Annotated in this window: 26 protein-coding genes and 1 tRNA gene; 17 read left to right on the forward strand and 10 right to left on the reverse strand. The window is 66.6% G+C overall.

The annotated features are described in order from the left end of the window. Positions 1-6: 6 nt before the first annotated feature. The 4 genes from KBY65_RS11940 to KBY65_RS11955 are packed head-to-tail and all read right to left on the reverse strand — an operon-like array spanning position 7 to position 3,564. Complete coding sequence (locus KBY65_RS11940; protein WP_255001704.1) at positions 7-915, reverse strand: DUF3086 domain-containing protein; 909 nt, start codon at positions 913-915, stop codon at positions 7-9. An 8-nt stretch (positions 916-923) separates the two neighbouring features. Continuing rightward, positions 924-1,394 carry a DUF3119 family protein gene (locus KBY65_RS11945; RefSeq protein WP_094561425.1) on the reverse strand — a complete coding sequence of 157 codons (471 nt, stop codon included), beginning with the start codon at positions 1,392-1,394 and terminating at the stop codon, positions 924-926. After that, positions 1,394-2,158 (reverse strand): MlaE family ABC transporter permease, encoded by a 765-nt coding sequence (locus KBY65_RS11950; protein WP_094561424.1) that lies wholly within the window; start codon positions 2,156-2,158, stop codon positions 1,394-1,396. Before KBY65_RS11950 ends, KBY65_RS11945 begins: the two co-directional genes overlap by 1 nt. Continuing rightward, entirely contained in the window at positions 2,155-3,564 is a 1,410-nt protein-coding gene (locus KBY65_RS11955) for an MFS transporter (RefSeq protein ID WP_094561423.1), read from the reverse strand. Before KBY65_RS11955 ends, KBY65_RS11950 begins: the two co-directional genes overlap by 4 nt. A 71-nt stretch (positions 3,565-3,635) precedes the next feature. Between KBY65_RS11955 and KBY65_RS11960 the strand changes: the two genes are divergently transcribed. Further along, positions 3,636-3,706: transfer RNA gene (locus KBY65_RS11960), tRNA-Gly, on the forward strand. A 144-nt stretch (positions 3,707-3,850) separates the two neighbouring features. After that, positions 3,851-3,994 carry a chlorophyll a/b-binding protein gene (locus KBY65_RS11965; RefSeq protein ID WP_255001707.1) on the forward strand — a complete coding sequence of 48 codons (144 nt, stop codon included), beginning with the start codon at positions 3,851-3,853 and terminating at the stop codon, positions 3,992-3,994. Positions 3,995-4,197: 203 nt separating this feature from the next. Here KBY65_RS11965 and KBY65_RS11970 read toward each other — a convergent pair whose 3' ends face one another. Next, positions 4,198-6,264: a glycogen debranching protein gene (locus tag KBY65_RS11970; RefSeq protein WP_255001739.1), complete on the reverse strand. Its 2,067-nt coding sequence runs from the start codon at positions 6,262-6,264 to the stop codon at positions 4,198-4,200. A gap of 157 nt (positions 6,265-6,421) precedes the next feature. Between KBY65_RS11970 and KBY65_RS11975 the strand changes: the two genes are divergently transcribed. The 9 genes from KBY65_RS11975 (at position 6,422) to KBY65_RS12015 (ending at position 11,925) form a co-directional block, all read left to right on the forward strand. Then, positions 6,422-7,093, forward strand: coding sequence for an MBL fold metallo-hydrolase (locus KBY65_RS11975; protein ID WP_255001740.1), 672 nt, complete (start codon positions 6,422-6,424; stop codon positions 7,091-7,093). 225 nt (positions 7,094-7,318) lie between these two features. Continuing rightward, positions 7,319-7,594, forward strand: a complete 276-nt coding sequence (locus tag KBY65_RS11980) for an HU family DNA-binding protein (protein ID WP_094561421.1) — start codon at positions 7,319-7,321, stop codon at positions 7,592-7,594. Positions 7,595-7,695: 101 nt separating this feature from the next. Continuing rightward, positions 7,696-8,676, forward strand: coding sequence for a tRNA glutamyl-Q(34) synthetase GluQRS (gene gluQRS / locus KBY65_RS11985; RefSeq protein ID WP_255001709.1), 981 nt, complete (start codon positions 7,696-7,698; stop codon positions 8,674-8,676). Between the two features lie 449 nt (positions 8,677-9,125). After that, entirely contained in the window at positions 9,126-9,422 is a 297-nt protein-coding gene (locus tag KBY65_RS11990; protein ID WP_233128727.1) for a hypothetical protein, read from the forward strand. A 73-nt stretch (positions 9,423-9,495) separates the two neighbouring features. Beyond that, entirely contained in the window at positions 9,496-9,795 is a 300-nt protein-coding gene (locus KBY65_RS11995) for an NAD(P)H-dependent oxidoreductase subunit E (RefSeq protein ID WP_255001741.1), read from the forward strand. Continuing rightward, positions 9,786-10,001 (forward strand): (2Fe-2S) ferredoxin domain-containing protein, encoded by a 216-nt coding sequence (locus tag KBY65_RS12000; protein WP_254988696.1) that lies wholly within the window; start codon positions 9,786-9,788, stop codon positions 9,999-10,001. Before KBY65_RS11995 ends, KBY65_RS12000 begins: the two co-directional genes overlap by 10 nt. Then, complete coding sequence (gene hypE, locus KBY65_RS12005) at positions 9,926-10,783, forward strand: hydrogenase expression/formation protein HypE (RefSeq protein ID WP_255001711.1); 858 nt, start codon at positions 9,926-9,928, stop codon at positions 10,781-10,783. Before KBY65_RS12000 ends, hypE begins: the two co-directional genes overlap by 76 nt. 109 nt (positions 10,784-10,892) lie before the next feature. Next, positions 10,893-11,579, forward strand: a complete 687-nt coding sequence (locus KBY65_RS12010) for a response regulator transcription factor (RefSeq protein WP_255001712.1) — start codon at positions 10,893-10,895, stop codon at positions 11,577-11,579. Between the two features lie 112 nt (positions 11,580-11,691). Next, on the forward strand, positions 11,692-11,925 hold the full coding sequence (locus tag KBY65_RS12015; protein ID WP_255001714.1) for a DUF3136 domain-containing protein: 234 nt from the start codon (positions 11,692-11,694) through the stop codon (positions 11,923-11,925). Here the strand turns inward: KBY65_RS12015 and KBY65_RS12020 are convergent. After that, positions 11,922-12,425 (reverse strand): hypothetical protein, encoded by a 504-nt coding sequence (locus KBY65_RS12020; RefSeq protein ID WP_255001716.1) that lies wholly within the window; start codon positions 12,423-12,425, stop codon positions 11,922-11,924. The genes KBY65_RS12015 and KBY65_RS12020 overlap by 4 nt on opposite strands. Before the next feature lie 84 nt (positions 12,426-12,509). On the opposite strand from KBY65_RS12020, the gene KBY65_RS12025 reads away from it, so the two are divergent. The 3 genes from KBY65_RS12025 to KBY65_RS12035 are packed head-to-tail and all read left to right on the forward strand — an operon-like array spanning position 12,510 to position 14,611. After that, positions 12,510-12,794, forward strand: coding sequence for a hypothetical protein (locus tag KBY65_RS12025; RefSeq protein ID WP_255001718.1), 285 nt, complete (start codon positions 12,510-12,512; stop codon positions 12,792-12,794). A 12-nt stretch (positions 12,795-12,806) separates the two neighbouring features. Then, positions 12,807-14,405 carry a heavy metal translocating P-type ATPase gene (locus KBY65_RS12030; protein WP_255001720.1) on the forward strand — a complete coding sequence of 533 codons (1,599 nt, stop codon included), beginning with the start codon at positions 12,807-12,809 and terminating at the stop codon, positions 14,403-14,405. After that, positions 14,402-14,611 (forward strand): hypothetical protein, encoded by a 210-nt coding sequence (locus tag KBY65_RS12035; RefSeq protein WP_233128801.1) that lies wholly within the window; start codon positions 14,402-14,404, stop codon positions 14,609-14,611. The genes KBY65_RS12030 and KBY65_RS12035 overlap by 4 nt, the downstream gene beginning before the upstream one ends. On the opposite strand, the gene KBY65_RS12040 is transcribed toward KBY65_RS12035, so the two are convergent. The 3 genes from KBY65_RS12040 to KBY65_RS12050 all read right to left on the reverse strand — a co-directional run bounded on the left by KBY65_RS12040 (position 14,602) and on the right by KBY65_RS12050 (position 15,535). Further along, positions 14,602-14,976, reverse strand: a complete 375-nt coding sequence (locus tag KBY65_RS12040; RefSeq protein ID WP_255001722.1) for a VOC family protein — start codon at positions 14,974-14,976, stop codon at positions 14,602-14,604. The two genes, KBY65_RS12035 and KBY65_RS12040, sit on opposite strands and share 10 nt — an antisense overlap. Before the next feature lie 162 nt (positions 14,977-15,138). Next, on the reverse strand, positions 15,139-15,270 hold the full coding sequence (locus KBY65_RS12045; protein ID WP_255001724.1) for a hypothetical protein: 132 nt from the start codon (positions 15,268-15,270) through the stop codon (positions 15,139-15,141). Between the two features lie 37 nt (positions 15,271-15,307). Continuing rightward, entirely contained in the window at positions 15,308-15,535 is a 228-nt protein-coding gene (locus tag KBY65_RS12050; protein WP_094561745.1) for a hypothetical protein, read from the reverse strand. A gap of 526 nt (positions 15,536-16,061) precedes the next feature. Between KBY65_RS12050 and KBY65_RS12060 the strand changes: the two genes are divergently transcribed. From KBY65_RS12060 to KBY65_RS12070, 3 genes are all read left to right on the forward strand, one after another. Then, positions 16,062-16,718 carry a DoxX family protein gene (locus tag KBY65_RS12060; RefSeq protein WP_094561747.1) on the forward strand — a complete coding sequence of 219 codons (657 nt, stop codon included), beginning with the start codon at positions 16,062-16,064 and terminating at the stop codon, positions 16,716-16,718. Between the two features lie 90 nt (positions 16,719-16,808). After that, a complete protein-coding gene (locus KBY65_RS12065; RefSeq protein WP_254988687.1) occupies positions 16,809-16,952 on the forward strand; it encodes a chlorophyll a/b-binding protein in 144 nt (47 codons plus the stop codon). 165 nt (positions 16,953-17,117) lie between these two features. Beyond that, positions 17,118-17,354: a chlorophyll a/b-binding protein gene (locus tag KBY65_RS12070; RefSeq protein ID WP_255001728.1), complete on the forward strand. Its 237-nt coding sequence runs from the start codon at positions 17,118-17,120 to the stop codon at positions 17,352-17,354. Between the two features lie 327 nt (positions 17,355-17,681). On the opposite strand, the gene KBY65_RS12075 is transcribed toward KBY65_RS12070, so the two are convergent. Beyond that, the coding region (locus KBY65_RS12075; RefSeq protein ID WP_255001733.1) for a transposase at positions 17,682-18,058 on the reverse strand (377 nt) is incomplete at its 5' end.

An 18,058-nucleotide genomic window follows, 5' to 3' on the forward strand; every position in this document is an offset into this window, starting at 1 on the left:
GCGGGGTCAGTAGGGCTCGTCGGTGATCAATTCGCCGGGGCCGGCCGCAAAGGCCAGCCACACCGGGAACTGCAGGATCGGGATGTCGATCACCTGCTCGCCCGCATCCACCACGATGAAGGGCAGTTCGCCGCGCTCCTCGAGGCGATCGGCGCGCTCCACCAAGGCGTCGGCCCGCTCGAACAGCACGATGCCGCTGGTGGGGCCGAAGTCTTCCCGCGCCAGGCCCAGGCAGTCCTGCAGGCCGCGGCGCCATTCCCCCAGGCGCTCGGGCTGGCTGGCCAGCACCAGGGTCTGGAAGCGTTCGCCGTAGAGCTCGCCCAGGATGGCGATCGCAGCCGCGGCCACCAGGGCATTGCGGCTGCGGCTGCCGCAGCTCGGCTGGGCGCCCCGGCCGCCTTGACCCAGGAACCAGTCGTCGAGCAGGGTGGCCCCGCTGGGGTCGAGGGTGCGGCGCAGCTGCCAGGGATCGGCGTAGAAGTCGGGCTGGCCGCCAAAGCCTGCCAGCCGTTCGCGAATCAGGGCTTCGTCCTGGCTGAACTGGCCGGCGGCGGCCACGGCAACACTCGGCTCGGCGTCTCTGGCGGCGGGGCTGGCCTGGTCGAGGGGGGAGGGCTGCACCAGCACCTGCTGGGGCACCAGCTCCACCTGCTCCGCCGCCACGGCCAGATCCTGCAGGGCGCCCACCAGATAGTCCTGGAAGCCCTTGAGCCGCCGTGCCACCGCATCGGCCTGGCCGGCGAAGCTGGATTCGATCTCCTTCTGGATCTGGCCGCGGCGGCCCTCCAGCTGGCGGATCTCCTCCTGCAGGGCCTCGCGCTGCTGGCGCAGCTCGCTCAGGGCCAGGGCCTGCCAGTCGGGTTCAGGGCTGGGGGTCTCGGGGCTGGGGGAAGCCTGGATGGGATCGTCAGACATCGGCGTCGTCAGAGATCGCTAGGGGAATCGGGTCGCTCCGGGGAACTGGACGGGCTCACGTGCAGCTCCAGTTGCTGTCGCAGTGTGGCCGGATCAAACAGCACCGGCAGCAGGTGAATGCTGCGCTGTTCACGGAAATAGAACAGCACCGGCAGCCCTGGCCAGAAGAGTTTCCAGCCCAGCCAGGCGGCGTAGGGGAAGCGGCGCAGCAGGCTCTGCTGGCGCCACACCAGCAGGGCGTCGCCGCCGAATTCCAGCCGCAGCAGGCTGGTTTGCAGCAGCAGGAACAGGCCGAGCACGGCAATGCCGGCGCCCAGCCAGATCGCCCCGCCCCACCAGGGACGCAGGGTGAGGGCGGCCAGCCCCAGGGCGATCACCCCAAGGGGCACACCGAAGCTGGGCGCCAGCACGATGCCGCTGGAGCCGGGGGTCGCGGATGGATCAAGGGGATCGGGATCGAGGGGATCAGTGGGCGTCATCAGCTGAACAGCAACTTGGTGAGCAGGGCATCCATCAAGGCAACGGTGACCAGAATCATCACCACGGCGCCGGTGGTGCTGGTGCCCACTTCCTTGGGGCCACCCCTGGTGGTGAGCCCCCAACCACAAGCGATCACGGCGATCTGCAGGCCGAATACCACCGCCTTGAGCAGCATGGACGGCAGATCGCTGGGCTCCATCCAGGTGCGCACCGAGTTCCAGAAGACGGCGGGAGGAATGCTGTAAAGCATCGTGCTGCTCACCTGGCCCGACCAGATCCCCACCCAGAAGAACAGCAGGCATTGCACCGGCGCCATGATCACCATGGCCAGCACCCGCGGCACCACCAGATACTCCACTGGGTCGGTGCGCAACATGGTGATCGCGTCGATCTGTTCGGTCACCTTCATGGTGCCGATCTGGGCGGCATAGGCCGTGGCCACCTTGCCGGTGAGCAGCGTGGCGGTGAGCAGCGGGGCGATCTCCCGCGACAGCCCCAGGGCCAGCAGACCGCCCACCGTGGCGCTGGCGCCCTGCTTGGAGAGCTCCGCCGCCACCTGGATGTTGAACACGGTGCCCGCGGCCAGGGCGGTGATCAGCACGATCAGGAAGCTGCCGGGCCCGGCCTCCATCAGCTCCTGCATCAGGTCGTTGAAGCCGATGCGCCCCTTGGCCATGGCGCTCACGGCTTGGCCGCCAATCAGCAGGCTGGCGCCAAAGCGTTTCAGCCAGCGGGGCGCTCTGGGCCAGTCGGGACGCGTCATGGCTGGCGGTGCAGGCCTTTCTCCGGCCAGCGTCGCATCACCACCAGGCCAGCGACGATCAGCAGTGCCGGAATCAGGCCCATGCAGACGCGAATGGTGGTGAGGGCCGAAGCCGGTTGGAGCAGCCCCTGGGCGGCTTCGTAGCCGCTCAGGCTCAGCCCATTGCCGAGGGCAAACACGGCGACGCCGATGCCCAGCTTCTGCGCTACCACCATCCAGGCGGTGTAGAGCCCCGCGGGTTTGTCGGGGTCGGCATCGACGGCATCGGGCAGCAGGGCCCAGGGAATCAGGTAGGCGGTGGAGGCCCCCAGGCCCGTGACCACAATCGTGAGCAGCAACAAGCCAAGGCTGATGCCATTGCTGAGGCTGGCCAGCGGAGCTGTTGCGGCATCGAGGGGCACCAGCAGCGTCGCCCCCACGCAACCGGCGATCCACAGGCCTGTGCCCCAGCGCAGGGCACACATCCGGCCGTGGCGTCCTGCGACCCGGCTCCACAGCTGCAATCCCGCCAGGGCACTGAGCTGAAACGGGATCAGGATCCAGGTGCTCCAGCTTTCGGGCAGGCGCATCACCACCGCCAGAAAGATCAGCGACACCGGCTGCATCAGTTGCAGCGCACACCAGAGCAAGAGGTAGAGCCCCAGCACCTTCACAAACCGCGGGTTGCCGGCGATGCGTCGCAGCTGGCGCCGGATCGGTTCTGGCATGCCCGTGGGGCGTTGGCAGTTGCGGGCGAAGGGCGCCAGGCCCCAGCAGCACAGCAGGGTGAACAGCGTCAGCGTCAGCCCCGACACCCAGCCCATGCGCTGATAGCCCGAGGCACCCTGGCCCACCAACAGAGCTCCCAGCACCAATCCCGCCAGGCCGGCCAGGATCGAGCCGGTGAAGCGGCCCGCATTCAGCTGGGTGCGCAGCTGGGTGGAGCTGGTGAGCTCGGAGGCGAGGGCGGAGTAGGGCAGGTTGACGCAGGTGTAGAGGCCCATGGCCACCAGCTGAATGGCCACCAGCACAGTGAATTTCTGCCAGTCCCCCCCCGGCGGCACCCACCACATCGCCACCAAGGCCAGGCCGAGCGGGATGGCGCTGCCGGCCATCCAGGGCAGACGCGGGCCCCAGGGGTGTTTGGTGTGGTCGCTGAGCCAGCCCACCAAGGGGTCGTTGATGCCGTCCCACACCTTCAGCACCATCAGCACCAGGCCGGCCATCCAGGCCGGCAGCCCCACCACACCGGTGTAAAACACGAATAGATAGAAGCCCAGCTGGGTGGCGGCCATGCCGGTGCCGATGTCGCCGAGGCCATAGCTCCACAGCAGCCGGCGTCGCGCGGCTGTCCCCAGGGGTTCGCTGCGTGCCGCGGTGAAATCAGGCGTCACAGGCGGCGATTTCGGGCTGGGTGGGCAGGTCATAATGCAGCAACTGCAGGTTGCAGCGCGGTGGGCCAACAATCCAGCAGCCGCTTCAGTACGTCTGTACTGCTGCGGGCGTAGTTTAGTGGTAAAACCTCAGCCTTCCAAGCTGATGATGCGGGTTCGATTCCCGCCGCCCGCTTTCTTCTTCCTGAAGGGTCTCCTTCTCGGCATGGGCGCCAGCTCTTTGGTTGGCTGTGGCGCAAGCGAGGAGCCAGGCGGAAATCACCCCTAGCCTGGCCCGTTCATAACCCGTTACAATTCGCGTAACAATCTGAAACGTCCCATGGCTGACTCGTCCCCCCGCTTCGGTTTTGTTGCTTTCGCCGAAACCTGGAATGGCCGCATGGCCATGCTCGGCTTCGTGATCGGCCTCGGCACCGAGCTGCTCACCGGCCAAAGCATCCTCTCCCAACTCGGTCTGGGTTGATCACCATGAGCACCGACTACACCGCAGCAATCGCTTCCCTCATCGCCCTGGTGGCGGTGCTGACCGGCATGACGGTTTACGTCCTTAGCCGTCCCACCGATCTGGGACAGAGGACCCGATGATCGCCGCTCTCACCACCTGACGCGGATACCGCTTCACGGCCGCATCACACCCACTCCTGCTTTAAGCCCTGCTAGCCAGCATTAGAGGGTTGTGCCGTGGAGCAGCGGTGCGGCCACCAGCACGACCAGGCTGCGGCTTTGCAGGGGGGCTCCGCTCGGTTGCCAGGGTTCCGCGATGGCCGGCAGGTCGTCGCCGGGCGCTAGGGCTGTGTCGATCACCCGCAGCCAGCCCTCACGGCAACTGGGCAATTCGAAATGCATGGCCTTGCTGTAGGCGTTCATGCCGCACCACACCAGCGGGCCCTGTTGGCTGTCGTTCAGGCTCCAGGCCAGCGTGTGCGACCAACTCGCCCAGTCGGGTTTGTCGCGTTCGATCCCGTGCCACTGGCGCCAGAGATGGCCGCGATCGCCGCTGCGCCGCTGGGGTTTGTCGTCGAGGGGGATTTCGGGGTTGAATAATCCCGCCAGGTGGGCCCGCAGCCGCAGCAGGCGTTGCAAAAACACCCGCAGGGCCAGGTCGCCGTCGTCGGGCTGCCAGTGCATCCAGCCGAGGGGGTTGTTCTGGCACCAGGTGTTGTTGTTGCCCCCCTGGCTGCGGCGCACCTCATCCCCCATCAGCAGCATCGGCACCCCGGGGGCCAGCAGCATGCTGGTGAGCAGGTTGCGCAGCTGGCGTTCCCGTAGGGCGGTGATGGCGTGGTCGCTGCTGGGACCTTCAACGCCGTGATTCCAGCTGTTGTTGTGGTTGTCGCCGTCGCGGTTGTCTTCGCCGTTGGCCAGGTTGTGTTTGCCGTTGAAACTCACCAGATCGGCCAGGGTGAAGCCGTCGTGGGCAGTCAGGAAGGTGATGCACTGACCGGGGTGCACCGGCGTGAGGTTGAACAGATCCGGGCTGCCGGAGAGCCGTTGCGCCATTGTCCAGCAGGTTTTTTCATCACCCTTCCAGAAGCGGCGCAGGTCGTCGCGGAAACGGCCGTTCCAGGTGGCCACCCGGCGGGCGGGGAAATCGGCCAGGCGGTAGAGGCCACCGCAATCCCAGGGTTCGCTGATCAGCTTGAGGTCGCTGAGGTCGGGATCGGCCTCCATGTCTTCAAACAGGGGCGGCGACTCAAGGGGGGCCAGGTTGTCGCCGCGGCTGAGGGCAATGCCGAGGTCGAAACGGAAGCCATCCACCCCCAGTTCGGTGGCCCAGCAGCGCAGGGATTCCAGGATCAACCGGCGCACCAGGGGCCGGTTGGCAGCAATCGTGTTGCCGCAGCCGCTCACGTCCTGGTAGTCGCCCTTGGCGCTCTGCTGGTAGTAGAGGCGGTCGCAGAAGCCCCGCCAGCTGAGGGTGGGGCCGTCCTGGTTGCCTTCGGTGGTGTGGTTGTAGACCACATCGAGCAGCACTTCGATGCCGGCGCGGTGGCAGGCCGTCACCAGTTGGCGCACCTGGTCGCGGCCGGCCAGGGGGTCGTTCCCGACCAGGTAGTCGGGATGGGGGGCCATCCAGCTCAAGGGGCTATAGCCCCAATAGTTGTTGCGGCCGGCCGGGGCATCGTGGGGGTCGAAGGCCATCACCGGCAGCAGCTCGATGGTGGTGATGCCCAGCTCGCGCAGGTAGGGCAGGGTGGGGATCAGGCCCAGCAGGCTGCCCTGCTGCTCCGCCGGCACCGGGCAGCCTGGACCCTGGGTGAAGCCGCCCACGTGCAGCTCGTAAATCACGCTCTTCTGCCAGCTGTGGCGCGGCCGCGGCGCGTGGTGGAAGTCAAACCGGTCCCGCTCGGTCACCACCCCCTTGAGACAGTGGCCGGTGTTGGGCGCGGCCCCCACGGCGCTGCCCCGCTGGTAGGTCGTCCAACCGGCGATGGCCCGGGCGCAGGGGTCGAGCAGCACCTTCGATGGGTTGAAGCCATGGCCGCCCGGCTGCAGCGGTCCAAACACCCGGTAGCCGTAACAGCAGCCCAGCCCCAGGCCCTCCACCTCCACGTGCCAGTGGTCGGCGGAGCGGTGCCGCTGGTCGAGCTCCACCACTCGGTGGGGTTCGCTCGCTTCTCCGCTAGCAAACAGCAGCAGTTCGATGCGGGTCGCCAGTGGGGCGACGACCGAGAAATTCACGCCCCGCGCCGTCAGGCTTGTGCCCAGAGGCCAGGGATGGCCGATGTGGATCCCCAGGTGGTGATTGGGGGCCTGGGCGAGGTCAGGACTGTTGAATTGGACCGTCAAGGCGCCAGGCCTGGTTGCCACAACGTTAAGTAGGTCCTCCGGACAGGCCTGGTGTCTGTCTCCGTTTCCCGATCCCTCGCCCCCGCCCCCGTTGACCCTGCTGTCCCAGCCCCCCGAATCCGGCCGGCCGCCCCAGCTGGTGCGCCCGGGCCTGTGGTTGTTTGCCCCCAGTCGCGACAGCCAGGGAGGCAGCAGCTGGTTGCTGGAGGCTGGGGCCTATGGCGGCATCGGCGATCTGCTGGTGGATGCGCCAGGGTTCACCGAGGCCAACCTGGCGATGCTGCGGCAGCGCACGGCGCAGGTGGGCCCCGGCACGCTTGTGCTCACCAGCCGCGAGGGCCATGGCCGCTGCCGTCGCCTGCAGGAGGCCCTGGGCTGGTCGGTGCTGGTGCAGGAGCAGGAGGCCTACCTGCTGCCGGGGGTGCAGGGGTGCACCAGCTTTGGCCATGAGCATCTCCTGGCGCCGGGGGTGCGGCTGCTCTGGACGCCGGGGCCCACGCCAGGTGCCTGCGTGCTGCATGTGCGAGCGGGGGAGCTCGATGGCCTGTTCTCTGGGCGGTTGCTGGTGCCTACAGGTCCTGGGGCATTGGCGCCGCTGCGCACGGCCCGCACCTTCCATTGGCCGCGTCAGCTCACCAGCGTGGCGCGCCTGCGGGCCTGGTTGCCGGCCGGGTCTCCCGACTGGATCGCCAGCGGTGCCGGGCTCGGCGCCCTGCGCAGCGACAAGCTCGTGCGTGGCGGTGCGGCGCTGCTGGCCCAGCTCGATCGCTGAAGCGTCAAGGCGCTTTTTTTGTAGCGATCCGGCAATTTTTGCGCATTGTGTGGGGGAATTGTCACGAAAACCGTTGCGGCGGTGGACTTCTGTGTTGCAGCGCCGTCCAGAGCCCCATACCATTGGCGCGCTCTACTCAGGGCCGGTCGGGGTTTTCCGACTCGCCACTTTCATCGCGACCCCACCGTCGCAACCCGACCGTCACCCCCGAGGCTTCCTCGTCCTATGAACAAAGCAGATCTCGTCAACCTCGTTGCTGCCCGCACCGAGCTCACCAAAACCGACGTCTCCCAGGTCGTCGATGCCGCCATCGAAACCATCATTGATTCGGTGGTGGAAGGCAAGAAGGTGTCGATCCTGGGCTTTGGTTCCTTTGAGCCCCGCGAGCGCTCGGCCCGTCAGGGTCTGAACCCCAAGACCGGCCAGAAGATCAAGATCCCTGCCAAGCGTGTGCCTGCCTTCACCGCCGGCAAGATGTTCAAGGATCGGGTTCAGGGCTGATCGGGGCCCCGCCCTGCCATCCACCCCAGATTGTCTGGTTGAAGCGGTCCTGCGGGGCCGCTTTTTTTGTGGCCGGATGGGACCGCATGAAGATAGAGACAGTGGCTTCTTCACCCCTGACGGCCTCGGCCCTTCCCTGCCATCTCCAAGCCCTGCTGGAGGCCGGTGTGCGCCGGCGGGAGCTGGGCTATCGGGGCCGTTTCGCCCCCTCCCCCACCGGCGCCCTGCACCGCGGCAATCTGCGCACAGCCCTGCTCAGCTGGCTGCACGCCCGGCTGCGGGGCGGGCAGTGGCTGCTGCGCATCGATGATCTCGATACGCCGCGCAACCGCTCCGGCGCCGAGGCCGCAATCCTGGCGGATCTGCGCTGGCTGGGCCTGACGTGGGACGGTGAGGTGCTGCGTCAGAGCGAGCGGCGCGGTTTGTATGGCACGGCCCTGTCGGCCCTGCGGCGCCAGGGCCTGCTCTATCCCTGCCGCTGCAGTCGCCGTTTGCTGGCGGATGTCTCGGCCCCCCATGGCGCCCTGGCGGTGTATCCGGGCTTCTGCCGCGATCGAGGCGGTGGCTGGGGACCTGAGCAGGGGAGGCTGCCCAGCTGGCGATTGCGGCTGGCGGCCGGGGCGCTGCGCTGGCCCGAGGCCTACGCCCCCCCCGGAGCCCTCGATGCTGAGGCTGCCATCGGCGATGTGGTGCTGCGCCGGGCCGATGGCTTCCTCGCCTATCACCTGGCCACGGCGGTGGACGAACTCAGTCTCGGCATCAGTGACGTGGTGCGCGGCGATGATCTGTGGAGCGCCACCGGCGCCCAGGTGGCGGTGATGGCGGCCCTGGGTGCGGCCCCGCCGAGCTACGGCCATGTGCCGCTCTGGCGCGACGCTGAGGGCCGGCGGCTCAGCAAGCGGGAGGGGGCCGAGGGCCTCGACGGTTACCGGCAGCGCGGCCTGGATGCGGCGGCGGTGCTGGGGGAGCTGGCTGCCAGTGCTGCTCTGGTGCCTCCGGGCAGCCGGCTGAGTGCCGCCGAGTTGCTTCAGGAGCTGAGCCCAGGGCGGCTGGATCGGGCCCTGCGGGCGCTTCAGCCTTAAGGAAGCTTTCGGGATCAGGGCGGGAAAAGCGGACCACACTGGCGACTAACGCCCAAGTCCCCGGATGGGGACCCCCGATGACCCTTTCCTATGCGCTCCTGCAGCGAACCAACCAATTGCGAGCATGCCGCTGCCCGCAGTGCGGCGGCAGTGGCATGCTGCGCCTGGCCGATCAGCGCTACCGCACTTGCCTCGATTGCCTCGGCCAGGGTCGGGTGATGCCCGCTGAGCTACGTGGCCAGCCAGCCGTGGTGATCAGCGTCTCTGCTTCTTCTGCCGCCAGATGAAAAAGGCTGCGGTGGCCACCACAACGGCCAGTGGTGCCGCCGTCAGCAGCAGCAGAATCACGGCAGTCCAGTCGGTGTACATCGCTCAGACGCAAAACCGTGGCCATCATCCCAGCAGACCGTGCCCGATCCGTGCGATCGGGCCATGCTGATGACATGCCGATGATCCTTTCTTTTGCCCGGGCGGCCTTGGTTCCAGCTGCGGCACTGGTTCCCGCTGCGGCACTCGGCCTCGCTGCGGTCCTGCTTCCCTTGGCTCCGGCGCGTGCCGGCGTGGAGTTTGACAACTGCCAGCCCACCGCTGATGGCGGCATCAGCTGCGACACGCGTGCCACCGGCAACACCTTGATGGACGACGAGTCGGCCCGGTATGGGCTCTTCGACGACGCCAGCCCCGGCTGGAATGAGTTCGATCCCGACCAGGGGTTTGAGGATGGTTTCGGTGGCAACGAGACCTGAGCTCTCCCGCTCCCATGGCCTGGGGGATTCGCTGATCGAGCGCCTCCACGCCGTGTAGCAGGCCCATGGATACCTGCCGCAGGCGGAGCTGCAACGCCTGGCAGGGGCGATGGCTCGCCCCCTCAGCGAGGTGATGGGTGTGGCCAGCTTCTATCACCTGTTTCGCTTCGATCCGCCGCCGCCGCACCGCTGCGTGGTGTGCCGCGGCACCGCCTGCTTTGTGCGGGGTGCCGAGCGGCTGGAGGCGGCCCTGCAGCAGCGGGGGGTGGGGTTTGAGACGGCCAGTTGTGTGGGGGCCTGCGGCCAGGCTCCGGTGCTGGTGTGCGATGGGGCTGTGGCCACTGGCGATCCCGGTGCGCTGCCATGGCTGTGACGGCCCCTCTGCGCTGGCGCTGCTGCGATGCCACCGCCTGCCGGGCGGCGGGGTCGGCGGCCCTGCGGCAGCGGCTCGAGGCCGAGGTGGGTGCCGATCGGGTCAAGCCGGTGGGCTGCCCCCTGGCCCGTTGGCCTTCAGCACCGACGGCTACGTGGTGCAACCGCTCGAATTTCCCGGCGGCGACATCGGCAGCCTGGCGGTGACCGGCACCGCCAACGACCTGGCCATGGTCGGGGCCAGGCCGCACCACCTGAGTGTGGGCCTGATCCTGGAGGAGGGGCTGGAGCTGGCGCTGCTGCGGCGGGTGGTGGCTTCGATGGCGGCGGCGGCCCAGCAGTGCGGCCTCACGATCGTGACCGGCGACACCAAGGTGGTGGAGCGCGGCAAGGCCGATGGGGTGTTCATCACCACCAGCGGCATCGGCGTGGTGGAGGCACCGCTGCCGATTGATCCCACCGCGATCCGCCCCGGCGATCAGCTGCTCGTGAGCGGCGATCTGGGCCGCCATGGGGTGGCGATCCTGGCGGCGCGCCATGGCCTGGCGTTGGTGCCGCCGGTGCTGAGCGATTGCGCGCCCCTCTGGCCCCAGGTGCAGGAGCTGCTGGCGGCGGGCGTGTGGATCCACTGCCTGCGCGACCTCACCCGCGGCGGCCTGGCCAGTGCCCTGCAGGAGTTGGCCGACGCGGTCGGGGTTGAGCTGGCGATCGAGGAGGTGCGTCTGCCGGTGGCTGAGCCGGTGGCGCGCACCTGCGACCTGCTGGGCTTTGAGCCATTGCACCTGGCCAATGAGGGCTGCTTTGTGGCGGTGGTGCCGCCCCAGGCCTGCGCTGCGGCCCGCGCGCTGTTGGAGCCGCGTGGCGGAGCCTGGGTCGGTTCGGTGCGGCCGGCCGGTGGGGCGGGGCCGCGGGTGTTGCTCAGGACGGCCCTTGGCACCGAACGGTTGCTGGTGCCCCTCAGCGGTGAGCTGCTGCCGCGCATCTGTTAAGCGGGCGTACAGCTGGGTCCCCTTTTGGGGGTAATCGGCTTGGAAGGGTCCCGTCGCTGGCTAGGTTTGTCGCAGTTCCGGTCAAGGCGTCCGCCCCGGAGAAAGGTCCATGGACCTCACCCCCTTTCTGAGCAGCCTGGAGGGCACCACGCTCGACCAGGTGCTGTTGTCGGTGGCGATCAGCGGCAAGGTGGCGATCGCCATGAAGGGCCGCTTCCTGCTGCGCTCCGTGTGTGAGAGCTTTCAGGACCGCACCCGCATCGGCTGTGCCGTCACCGATGAGGCCACCTGCCTGCGCTATCTGCTGCGGGAGCCCTACGAGCTGCTGATCTGCACCGACTACCTCGAGGACGGCAACGGCTTCGAGCTGGCCCGCAAGGCCCGCGCTGCCCAGCCCAGCCTGCGGGTGGTGGTGCTGGCGCTGGGGGATGTGATCCCGGCCCAATACGTCGATGCCCCCTGGTTGGAGGCGGTGGTGGCGGAGGCCGATTTCATCGGCGATCAGCGGCCCCTGCAGGCGGCGGTGCTGGCGGTGATGGGGCACCACTCGTATCGCAGTCCCGCCTTGCGCACCGGCACCCTGCCCTATCTCAGTTGCCCCCGGCTCACCAAGCGGGAATACGAGGTGCTGGATCTGCTGGCTAGCGGCCTCACCGATCGGGAGATCGCCGAGCGGCTGGTGGTCAGTGAGGAAACGGCGAAGACCTACACCAAGCGCCTGCTCAAAACCCTCGACGTCAACAACCGCCTGCAGGCGGTGCTCAAGGGCATGCGCTGCGGAATGGTTCAGATCTGACGCGTTCAGATCTGAATTGTCCCCCTATGGGGGGCTCGGGGACAGGGCCCTTGGGCGCAGAGTAATCCTGTGCCCACAAGGGTTCTCCGCTGACCCGAAGGCCGCTCGTTTCATGACCACCTCCCTGCCCGCTCCGGGCCTCACCATCGGTGAGCTCGAAGCCAACTACTCCCTGTACTGCAAGGCCCTGCGCCTGCTGATCCGCGAAGGCAAGTCGATTGCCAAGGTGCGTTGCACCGTCTGCTGGCAACGCCTCGAGATCCTCCACAATTGTCTGCCCGGTCAATACCGGGAGCCCGACTATCTCTTCGCCCTGCTGCAGAGGGAGCTGAAAACCGTCATTTAAGGCTCCGGGTCGAGCACCCAGAGGGCGAGGCCGCCGCCCCGGCCCCGGGCCAGCAACCAGCCCGAATCGGCGTTGCCCGTCCGGGCGATCAGGGCGAAGAAGGGGCGCCGGCGCGGCTCCGGTAGGCGTGTGATGGCGTGCCGCCACAGGGTCTGGCCGCCGAAGTTCAGCGCGAGCTCAGTGAACCAAAACTCCAGCAACGGCCGTGCGCCCCGCAGCTGGCCGTGGCCGCTGAAGCACAGCTGCAGAGCGCCGAGCTGCACGCTGTTGCGCACCGTGAGCGCGTCGTCAGCCGTGGCGCCTGCATCGATGCTGAGGCTGGCTTTCAGGCTTCGCAGCAGGGCGGCTGTCGTGGGGTTGGGCTGGGCCTGGGCTGTGCTCCAGAGCTGGTGGAGTCGCCAGCGGCCCACCAGGTTGGTTGTGGTGAGTTGGGAGCCTTGCCGGCGGCTGAGCCGTTCGCGCTCCAGCACCTCCGTGCCTGTGGGGATTGGGATGTCCATGGAGCGCCCTACGCCATACCCAGCATCCATAGTCACAGTGCAGACAGAGATGTTGTGACCATGCCTGGCCTCCAGCCACCTGCCATGGCCCCGTCCAGCCCGATGGCCAAGGATCCGTTCTGCGGGATGGTGGTGCCCACGGCCACAGCCCTCTCAGCCCAGCGGGCCAGCCGCACCTGTTACTTCTGCAGCCAGTGCTGCCGGCAAACGTTTCTGGCATCCGAGCAGGAGCTGCGTCGGATGCGTCGGCGCGTTGGTATTGCCCTCAGCGGCGTGCTGGCCTTGGCAATCGCGCGAGCCGGGGCCTTCCTGGCTTTGGCGGCCGGCGTGAGCCTGCTGAACATGGCGCCGGTGGCCCAGTTGCCCTAGCTCACCTGGGGTGTGTGGTTGTTCCTGCTGGCGACACCGGTGCAGGTGTTCGGGGGTTGGAGCTTCTATGTGGGGGCCTGGGCCGCCCTGCAGCGGCGCGCCCTGAACATGGACATGCTGATCGCGCTGGGCACCTCCGTGGCCTACCTCTACAGCGTGGTCGTCGTGTTTGCGCCCCAGCTCCTGCCGGTCGACATCGACGAGCGCGGTGTCTACTTCGAGGTGTCGGCGGTGGTGATCGCCTTTGTGTTGCTGGGCAAATACATGGAGGAGATCATCAAGCAGCGCTCCTCGGCGGCGGTGCGGCGGCTGTTGGATCTGCAGCCACCCACGGCCACGGTGATCCGCGAGGGCCAGGAGATGACCGTGCCGGCCGAGGCCGTGCTGCAGGGCGATCTGGTGCTGGTGCGCCCCGGCGAGAAGGTGCCCGCCGATGGGGTTGTTGTGGAGGGGCAATCGTCGCTGGACGAGGCGCTGATCACCGGCGAATCGCTACCGGTGAGCAAGCAGCCGGGAGCGGAGCTGATCGGCGGCACGATCAATGGGCGCGGGCTGCTGCGCTTTACGGCCACGCGGGTGGGGGCCGAGACGGCCCTGGCCCAGATCATCCGCATCGTCGAGGAGGCCCAGGCCAGCTCAGCGCCGGTGCAGCGGCTGGCGGATCGGGTAACGGCCTGGTTTGTGCCGGCGGTGGTGGCCGTGGCGTTTGCGGCCTTTGCCCTCTGGACCCTGGCCGGCAGCTTCAGCAGTGGCCTGCTGGCCTTCATCGCCGTGCTGGTGATCTCCTGCCCCTGCGCCCAGGGCATCCTGATCCGCAGCGGTGAGGTGCTGGAGCGGGTGGAGCGGCTCACCACCGTGGTGTTCGACAAAACCGGCACCCTCACCCAGGGCAAGCCCGCGCTCACCCAGGTGGTGCCGATGGCTGGGCAGTCGCGCGAGCAGGTGCTGCAGCTGGCGGCCTCGCTGGAACACGGCTCCGAGCACCCCCTGGCGGCGGCCCTGCTGGAGGCCGCCAGCGCTGAGGGGCTGGCGCTGCTGCCTGCCCGGGATTTCCAGGCCCAGGTGGGGGAAGGTGTGCAGGCAGTGGTGCAGGCAGTCGTGCAGGCAGTGGTGGGCGACCAGGCCCTGTGGCTGGGCAACCGGGCCCTGGCGCGGCGCGTTGTGCCCCAGCTTCCTGGGACTGTGCAACACGCTGTGCAACAACTGGAAACCGCCGGCAACACCGTGATGCTGCTGGGCCAGGGCGAGGCCGTGCTGGGCCTGCTGGCGGTGGCCGATACCGTGCGGCCGGAGGCGAGGCAGGCGGTGGAGCTGCTGCAGCAGCGGCGGATCCAGGTGGTGATGCTCAGCGGCGACAACCGCACCACGGCTGAGGCGATCGCCGCCCAGGTGGGCATCACCGAGGTGATTGCTGAGGTGCGTCCCGCCGATAAGGCCGACACCATTCGCGCCCTGCAGCAGGCCGGCCAGGTGGTGGCGATGGTGGGCGATGGGGTCAACGACGCCCCGGCCCTGGCCACCGCCGACATCGGCATCGCCATCGGCTCCGGGGCGGATGTGGCCAAGGAGGCGATCTGCTGCTGCTCGGCAACGACCTGCGCGATGTGGTGACGGCCATTGGTCTGTCGCGGGCCACGATGAACAAGATCCGCCAGAACCTGTTCTGGGCTTTCATCTACAACTCCCTGGGCGTGCCGATTGCGGCCCTGGGCTGGCTCAACCCGATGATTGCTGGTGCGGCGATGGCCCTGAGTTCGCTGTCGGTGATCGTGAATTGCTCGCTGCTGCGCCGCTACCGCCGCGCGGCTCAGGCCTGAACCAGCAGCAGCAGGCGGTTGCCCTCCGGATCCTGCAACCAGGCTTCCACCCCAAAGGGTTCGTGCCGCGCCGGTTCCAGTAACGATCCCCCCTCCGTGGTGGCCTGCTGGATCCAGGCCTGGAGCAGGGCGGCGGGGTCTCCAGCATCCACGGTCCGTTGCAGGCAAAGCGCCATCCGCCCTGGCTGCCTGGGTTGGGGCCGGCTGCGGGAGGGTGCGTAGAGCTCGAGGAAGCCACCGGCCGGCCAGGGCACGCGCCAGTGGCTCGATCCCGACCCTTGTTGGGCGGGGGCGTTCAGCAGGGCGGCATAAAAGCGAGCCAGGTTGGCCGGATCATCGGCGGCCAGCACGATCGAGCCTCTCATCGTCAGCCTGCCCCGCAACGCCTGATGCAGTGTTCCAGAGCTGGAGGCGGTTGGGCATGCTGCTGAGGCTGTGCACTGCCTGATCCAACAGGCCCGCCAGGCGCTTTGTGATTCGAAGACACAACCGGCTGAGGGGCTGAGGTCAGAGCTCAGCCGCCGTGATCAGGACACACTGGTTGTATCGGCAACGACCAGGCCCCACTCCAGCAGTAAGGCGGTCACCATCGCAATGGCACCAACGGTCCAGGCCGAGCGCATCAAGCGGCTGAGCATCAGAAAACGAACAGGAATCATCTGACCATCCAACTCTGAGTCGGCAGGTTCACCGGCCTCAGTGCCTGATCCCTGACGGCAGCGCTGCAGCACTGCGGCGAGCGCTGGGCTGCAACCGCACCCGGTAGCTGACATGGGCTGGGCCGAGCGCGTGGATCAGGGCATCCCGGGCCTCTTCCTGCAGGCTTTCGCGCTCCATGGCGCAGACGGCCAATCCAAGGGCGGCGTTCTCGCCGATCAAGGTGCCATCGGGCCGTTGGCTGACGGTGAACAGGGCTTCTCGCATGTGTGAACCATCCGGGCTCTGCTCGCCAGAGCCATCGCTTCTTGCATCCTCACGGCAACAGCGCGGTTGGCGGTGTGATCAGCCCTACCTGTTGAGGTGATGATTGCCGACCTTTTTCTGCTGCTTGCTGACGTCAGCTCTGTTCAGGCTGCCTGGGCATGGCGGTGGCGCAGGAGCTGGGGCGAAAGACGGCAGCCCAACTGAATCCCGCCTTGATCCAGAAGTCGACCCAGCCTTTGCACGGCTGACTGTTCTGGCCTGGAGAAGCGGCTCTGCTCGGAGAGAACCCAGTCAATCTCCGGCTGGGTGATGACTCCAGAACTCAGGGCCTCAAGGAACAGCTCGCCCAACACCATGACCTTTATAACGGAGTTGTTACATCTTGCACCGCTGCCGCGGTGAGCGCGAGCGAGGTGCTCCAGGAAGGCGCTTGAAAGCGACTGGTGCAACTGGGCAGGGCGACCACCTTTGCTTGCTTCACGTTTCTTCACTAAGCCTGCCAAGATTTCATAAACGCCCTCTGACCATGTCCACGTCTCTTCTGCTGGAGCTTTTTGGTGGCTTCGCGGGGGCCTGCTTCACGCTCTGGCTGGCAACCCAAAGCATGTCTTCACCCCGCGGCTCTGTGCTGGCTGGCCTGGCGCCGCTGAAGCCAGCCGTGCTGACCTATCTGCAGAGGCCAGGACTGCTGGCATCCGTCGGCCTGCTGCTGCTGCGCCTGAGCATCGGCGTGATGATGATTCATCACGGCCAGGAGAAGCTCGCCGACCCTCAGCAGTTCGCCAACACCTATGTGGCGTCGCTGCACCTGCCCTTCCCCCTCTTCTTTGCCTACGTGGCGGGATTCTCTGAGCTGATCGGCAGCTGGCTGGTGATCCTGGGCCTGCTTACCCCTCTGGGCGCCCTGGCCCTCACCGGCACGATGGCGACCGCCGCTTACCAGCACATCCTGACGGCCGGCCTGAACATTTACGTGCTGGAGCTGGTGGTGCTCTACCTGGGAGGCAGCCTGGCGCTGCTGCTGATCGGGCCGGGGCGTTTTTCCTTTGATGCCGGCATGGCTCCAGAGCTGATCGCTGGCATGGAAACCTCCAGCTCAAGCTTCGAATCGGAGTGGGCTGAGCGCTCCGGCTCCCTGACTCCGCTGGCCATCCCTGTAAAGGCCTTCGATCGGGCTGACTGATCCGAACGAGGTCGCAGTCAGCACATCCCCCGCGCCCCCGCCTGCAGCCGTCACATTGTGTTACAGTTCACTTAACAAATCGAAACAGTCATGGCTGAATCCACCCCCCGCTTCGGTTTTGTCGCCTTCGCCGAGACCTGGAATGGCCGTTTGGCCATGCTCGGCTTCGTGATCGGCCTGGGCACCGAGCTGCTCACCGGCCAGAGCATCCTCGGCCAGCTCGGTCTGGGCTGAGCCCATGACCACTGACGTGCTCAGTCGCCCCACCGACCTAACCCCGAGGACTCGATGATCGCCACCCTCTGCGTTGTGCTTTTTGGTGCCTGGGTTTTCGGTGCCTTGCTCCAGCCCGATCTCGCGGACTGATGCTTCAGCTTCTGATTCATTCTTGAAAATCCCATGACCAACACCCCCGCTAACGACCAATGGCTCGAGCACCGCGCCGAGCAACTGATGCTTCTGGAGCAGCTCAAGCGAGCTGAGCTTTTCAATGGCCGAGCCGCCATGCTCGGCATCGTGCTCGGCATCGTCACTGAGTCCATCACTGGTTCTGGCATCGCGCATCAGATCGGCCTCGGTGCGTTGGTGGACGGCTACGCCGCCTGCCGCACCCAGTTCCTGCCCTTCTGCTTCTGAGATTTACGGCCTTTGGGCCTGCCATCAGCCCCCGGCCCTGCCGGGGGTTTTGTTGTGGCTGCAGCTCGTCTCTCCACGGCTAAACGACCAGCGCCTCCACGCGCCAGGCATCAAGAACAAGACGTAGCAAAAGAGACCTTAAATGGTAACAATTTTGACACTTCGCTTGTAATGATTTTCCGGTAATCATTTCAGGGCACCTCGAATAATCAGTACAAATGGGAAATCTTGCGGACATAAAAAAGCCGCCAAGGAGGCGGCTGAGCAACAATACATTATATTGGCTATTGACGAGTTTCCCTGAACCGTGGCACTTCTATGAGTGACTCATGCAAACACTACTACGTGGGCAGAGCGCTGGAGAAAACGAAGGAAGTTGAATGTCAGGTTCTTGAGGCCCCACCAAGCCTCGTTCCTTTCTAGCCCAATCTTTCTTGACAGCTTTCCACCCATGGACATGGTCATGCAGCCAAAGACATGCTCGACACAAGCTCTAATTGACAACTTGACACGATTCAATTCCTTGGCTGCATCGCTAAGCGGTTGATTGCGAGCGCCTTTTTCGTGGATCAGGCTGTCGAATCCACCGAGATTCAGAAGATTATCAAAGCTTTCACCGGAATATGCTGAGTCTGCCCAGACATAGTCATGCTCGTTTTCTGGATCAAGCAGTCGTGGAAGCATCTGGCTGTCATGGATATTGG

This window comes from Cyanobium sp. Alchichica 3B3-8F6, from assembly GCF_024346435.1.
Classification (GTDB): Bacteria; Cyanobacteriota; Cyanobacteriia; order PCC-6307; family Cyanobiaceae; genus Cyanobium_A.

Excerpts from the sequence above, each read along its gene's own strand:
- KBY65_RS12060 (WP_094561747.1), top strand. The coding sequence starts at position 16,062 with ATGTCCACGTCTCTTCTGCTGGAGCTTTTTGGTGGCTTCGCGGGGGCC.
- KBY65_RS12025 (WP_255001718.1), top strand. The coding sequence starts at position 12,510 with ATGGCCCCGTCCAGCCCGATGGCCAAGGATCCGTTCTGCGGGATGGTG.
- KBY65_RS12015 (WP_255001714.1), top strand. The coding sequence starts at position 11,692 with ATGACCACCTCCCTGCCCGCTCCGGGCCTCACCATCGGTGAGCTCGAA.
- KBY65_RS11965 (WP_255001707.1), top strand. The coding sequence starts at position 3,851 with ATGGCTGACTCGTCCCCCCGCTTCGGTTTTGTTGCTTTCGCCGAAACC.
- KBY65_RS11980 (WP_094561421.1), top strand. The coding sequence starts at position 7,319 with ATGAACAAAGCAGATCTCGTCAACCTCGTTGCTGCCCGCACCGAGCTC.
- KBY65_RS12000 (WP_254988696.1), top strand. The coding sequence starts at position 9,786 with ATGGCTGTGACGGCCCCTCTGCGCTGGCGCTGCTGCGATGCCACCGCC.
- KBY65_RS12065 (WP_254988687.1), top strand. The coding sequence starts at position 16,809 with ATGGCTGAATCCACCCCCCGCTTCGGTTTTGTCGCCTTCGCCGAGACC.
- KBY65_RS12020 (WP_255001716.1), bottom strand. The coding sequence starts at position 12,425 with ATGGACATCCCAATCCCCACAGGCACGGAGGTGCTGGAGCGCGAACGG.
- KBY65_RS11990 (WP_233128727.1), top strand. The coding sequence starts at position 9,126 with ATGATCCTTTCTTTTGCCCGGGCGGCCTTGGTTCCAGCTGCGGCACTG.
- KBY65_RS11940 (WP_255001704.1), bottom strand. The coding sequence starts at position 915 with ATGTCTGACGATCCCATCCAGGCTTCCCCCAGCCCCGAGACCCCCAGC.
- KBY65_RS12045 (WP_255001724.1), bottom strand. The coding sequence starts at position 15,270 with ATGATTCCTGTTCGTTTTCTGATGCTCAGCCGCTTGATGCGCTCGGCC.
- KBY65_RS12050 (WP_094561745.1), bottom strand. The coding sequence starts at position 15,535 with ATGCGAGAAGCCCTGTTCACCGTCAGCCAACGGCCCGATGGCACCTTG.
- KBY65_RS12040 (WP_255001722.1), bottom strand. The coding sequence starts at position 14,976 with ATGAGAGGCTCGATCGTGCTGGCCGCCGATGATCCGGCCAACCTGGCT.
- KBY65_RS11950 (WP_094561424.1), bottom strand. The coding sequence starts at position 2,158 with ATGACGCGTCCCGACTGGCCCAGAGCGCCCCGCTGGCTGAAACGCTTT.
- KBY65_RS12070 (WP_255001728.1), top strand. The coding sequence starts at position 17,118 with ATGACCAACACCCCCGCTAACGACCAATGGCTCGAGCACCGCGCCGAG.
- KBY65_RS11945 (WP_094561425.1), bottom strand. The coding sequence starts at position 1,394 with ATGACGCCCACTGATCCCCTCGATCCCGATCCCCTTGATCCATCCGCG.
- KBY65_RS11955 (WP_094561423.1), bottom strand. The coding sequence starts at position 3,564 with ATGACCTGCCCACCCAGCCCGAAATCGCCGCCTGTGACGCCTGATTTC.
- KBY65_RS12010 (WP_255001712.1), top strand. The coding sequence starts at position 10,893 with ATGGACCTCACCCCCTTTCTGAGCAGCCTGGAGGGCACCACGCTCGAC.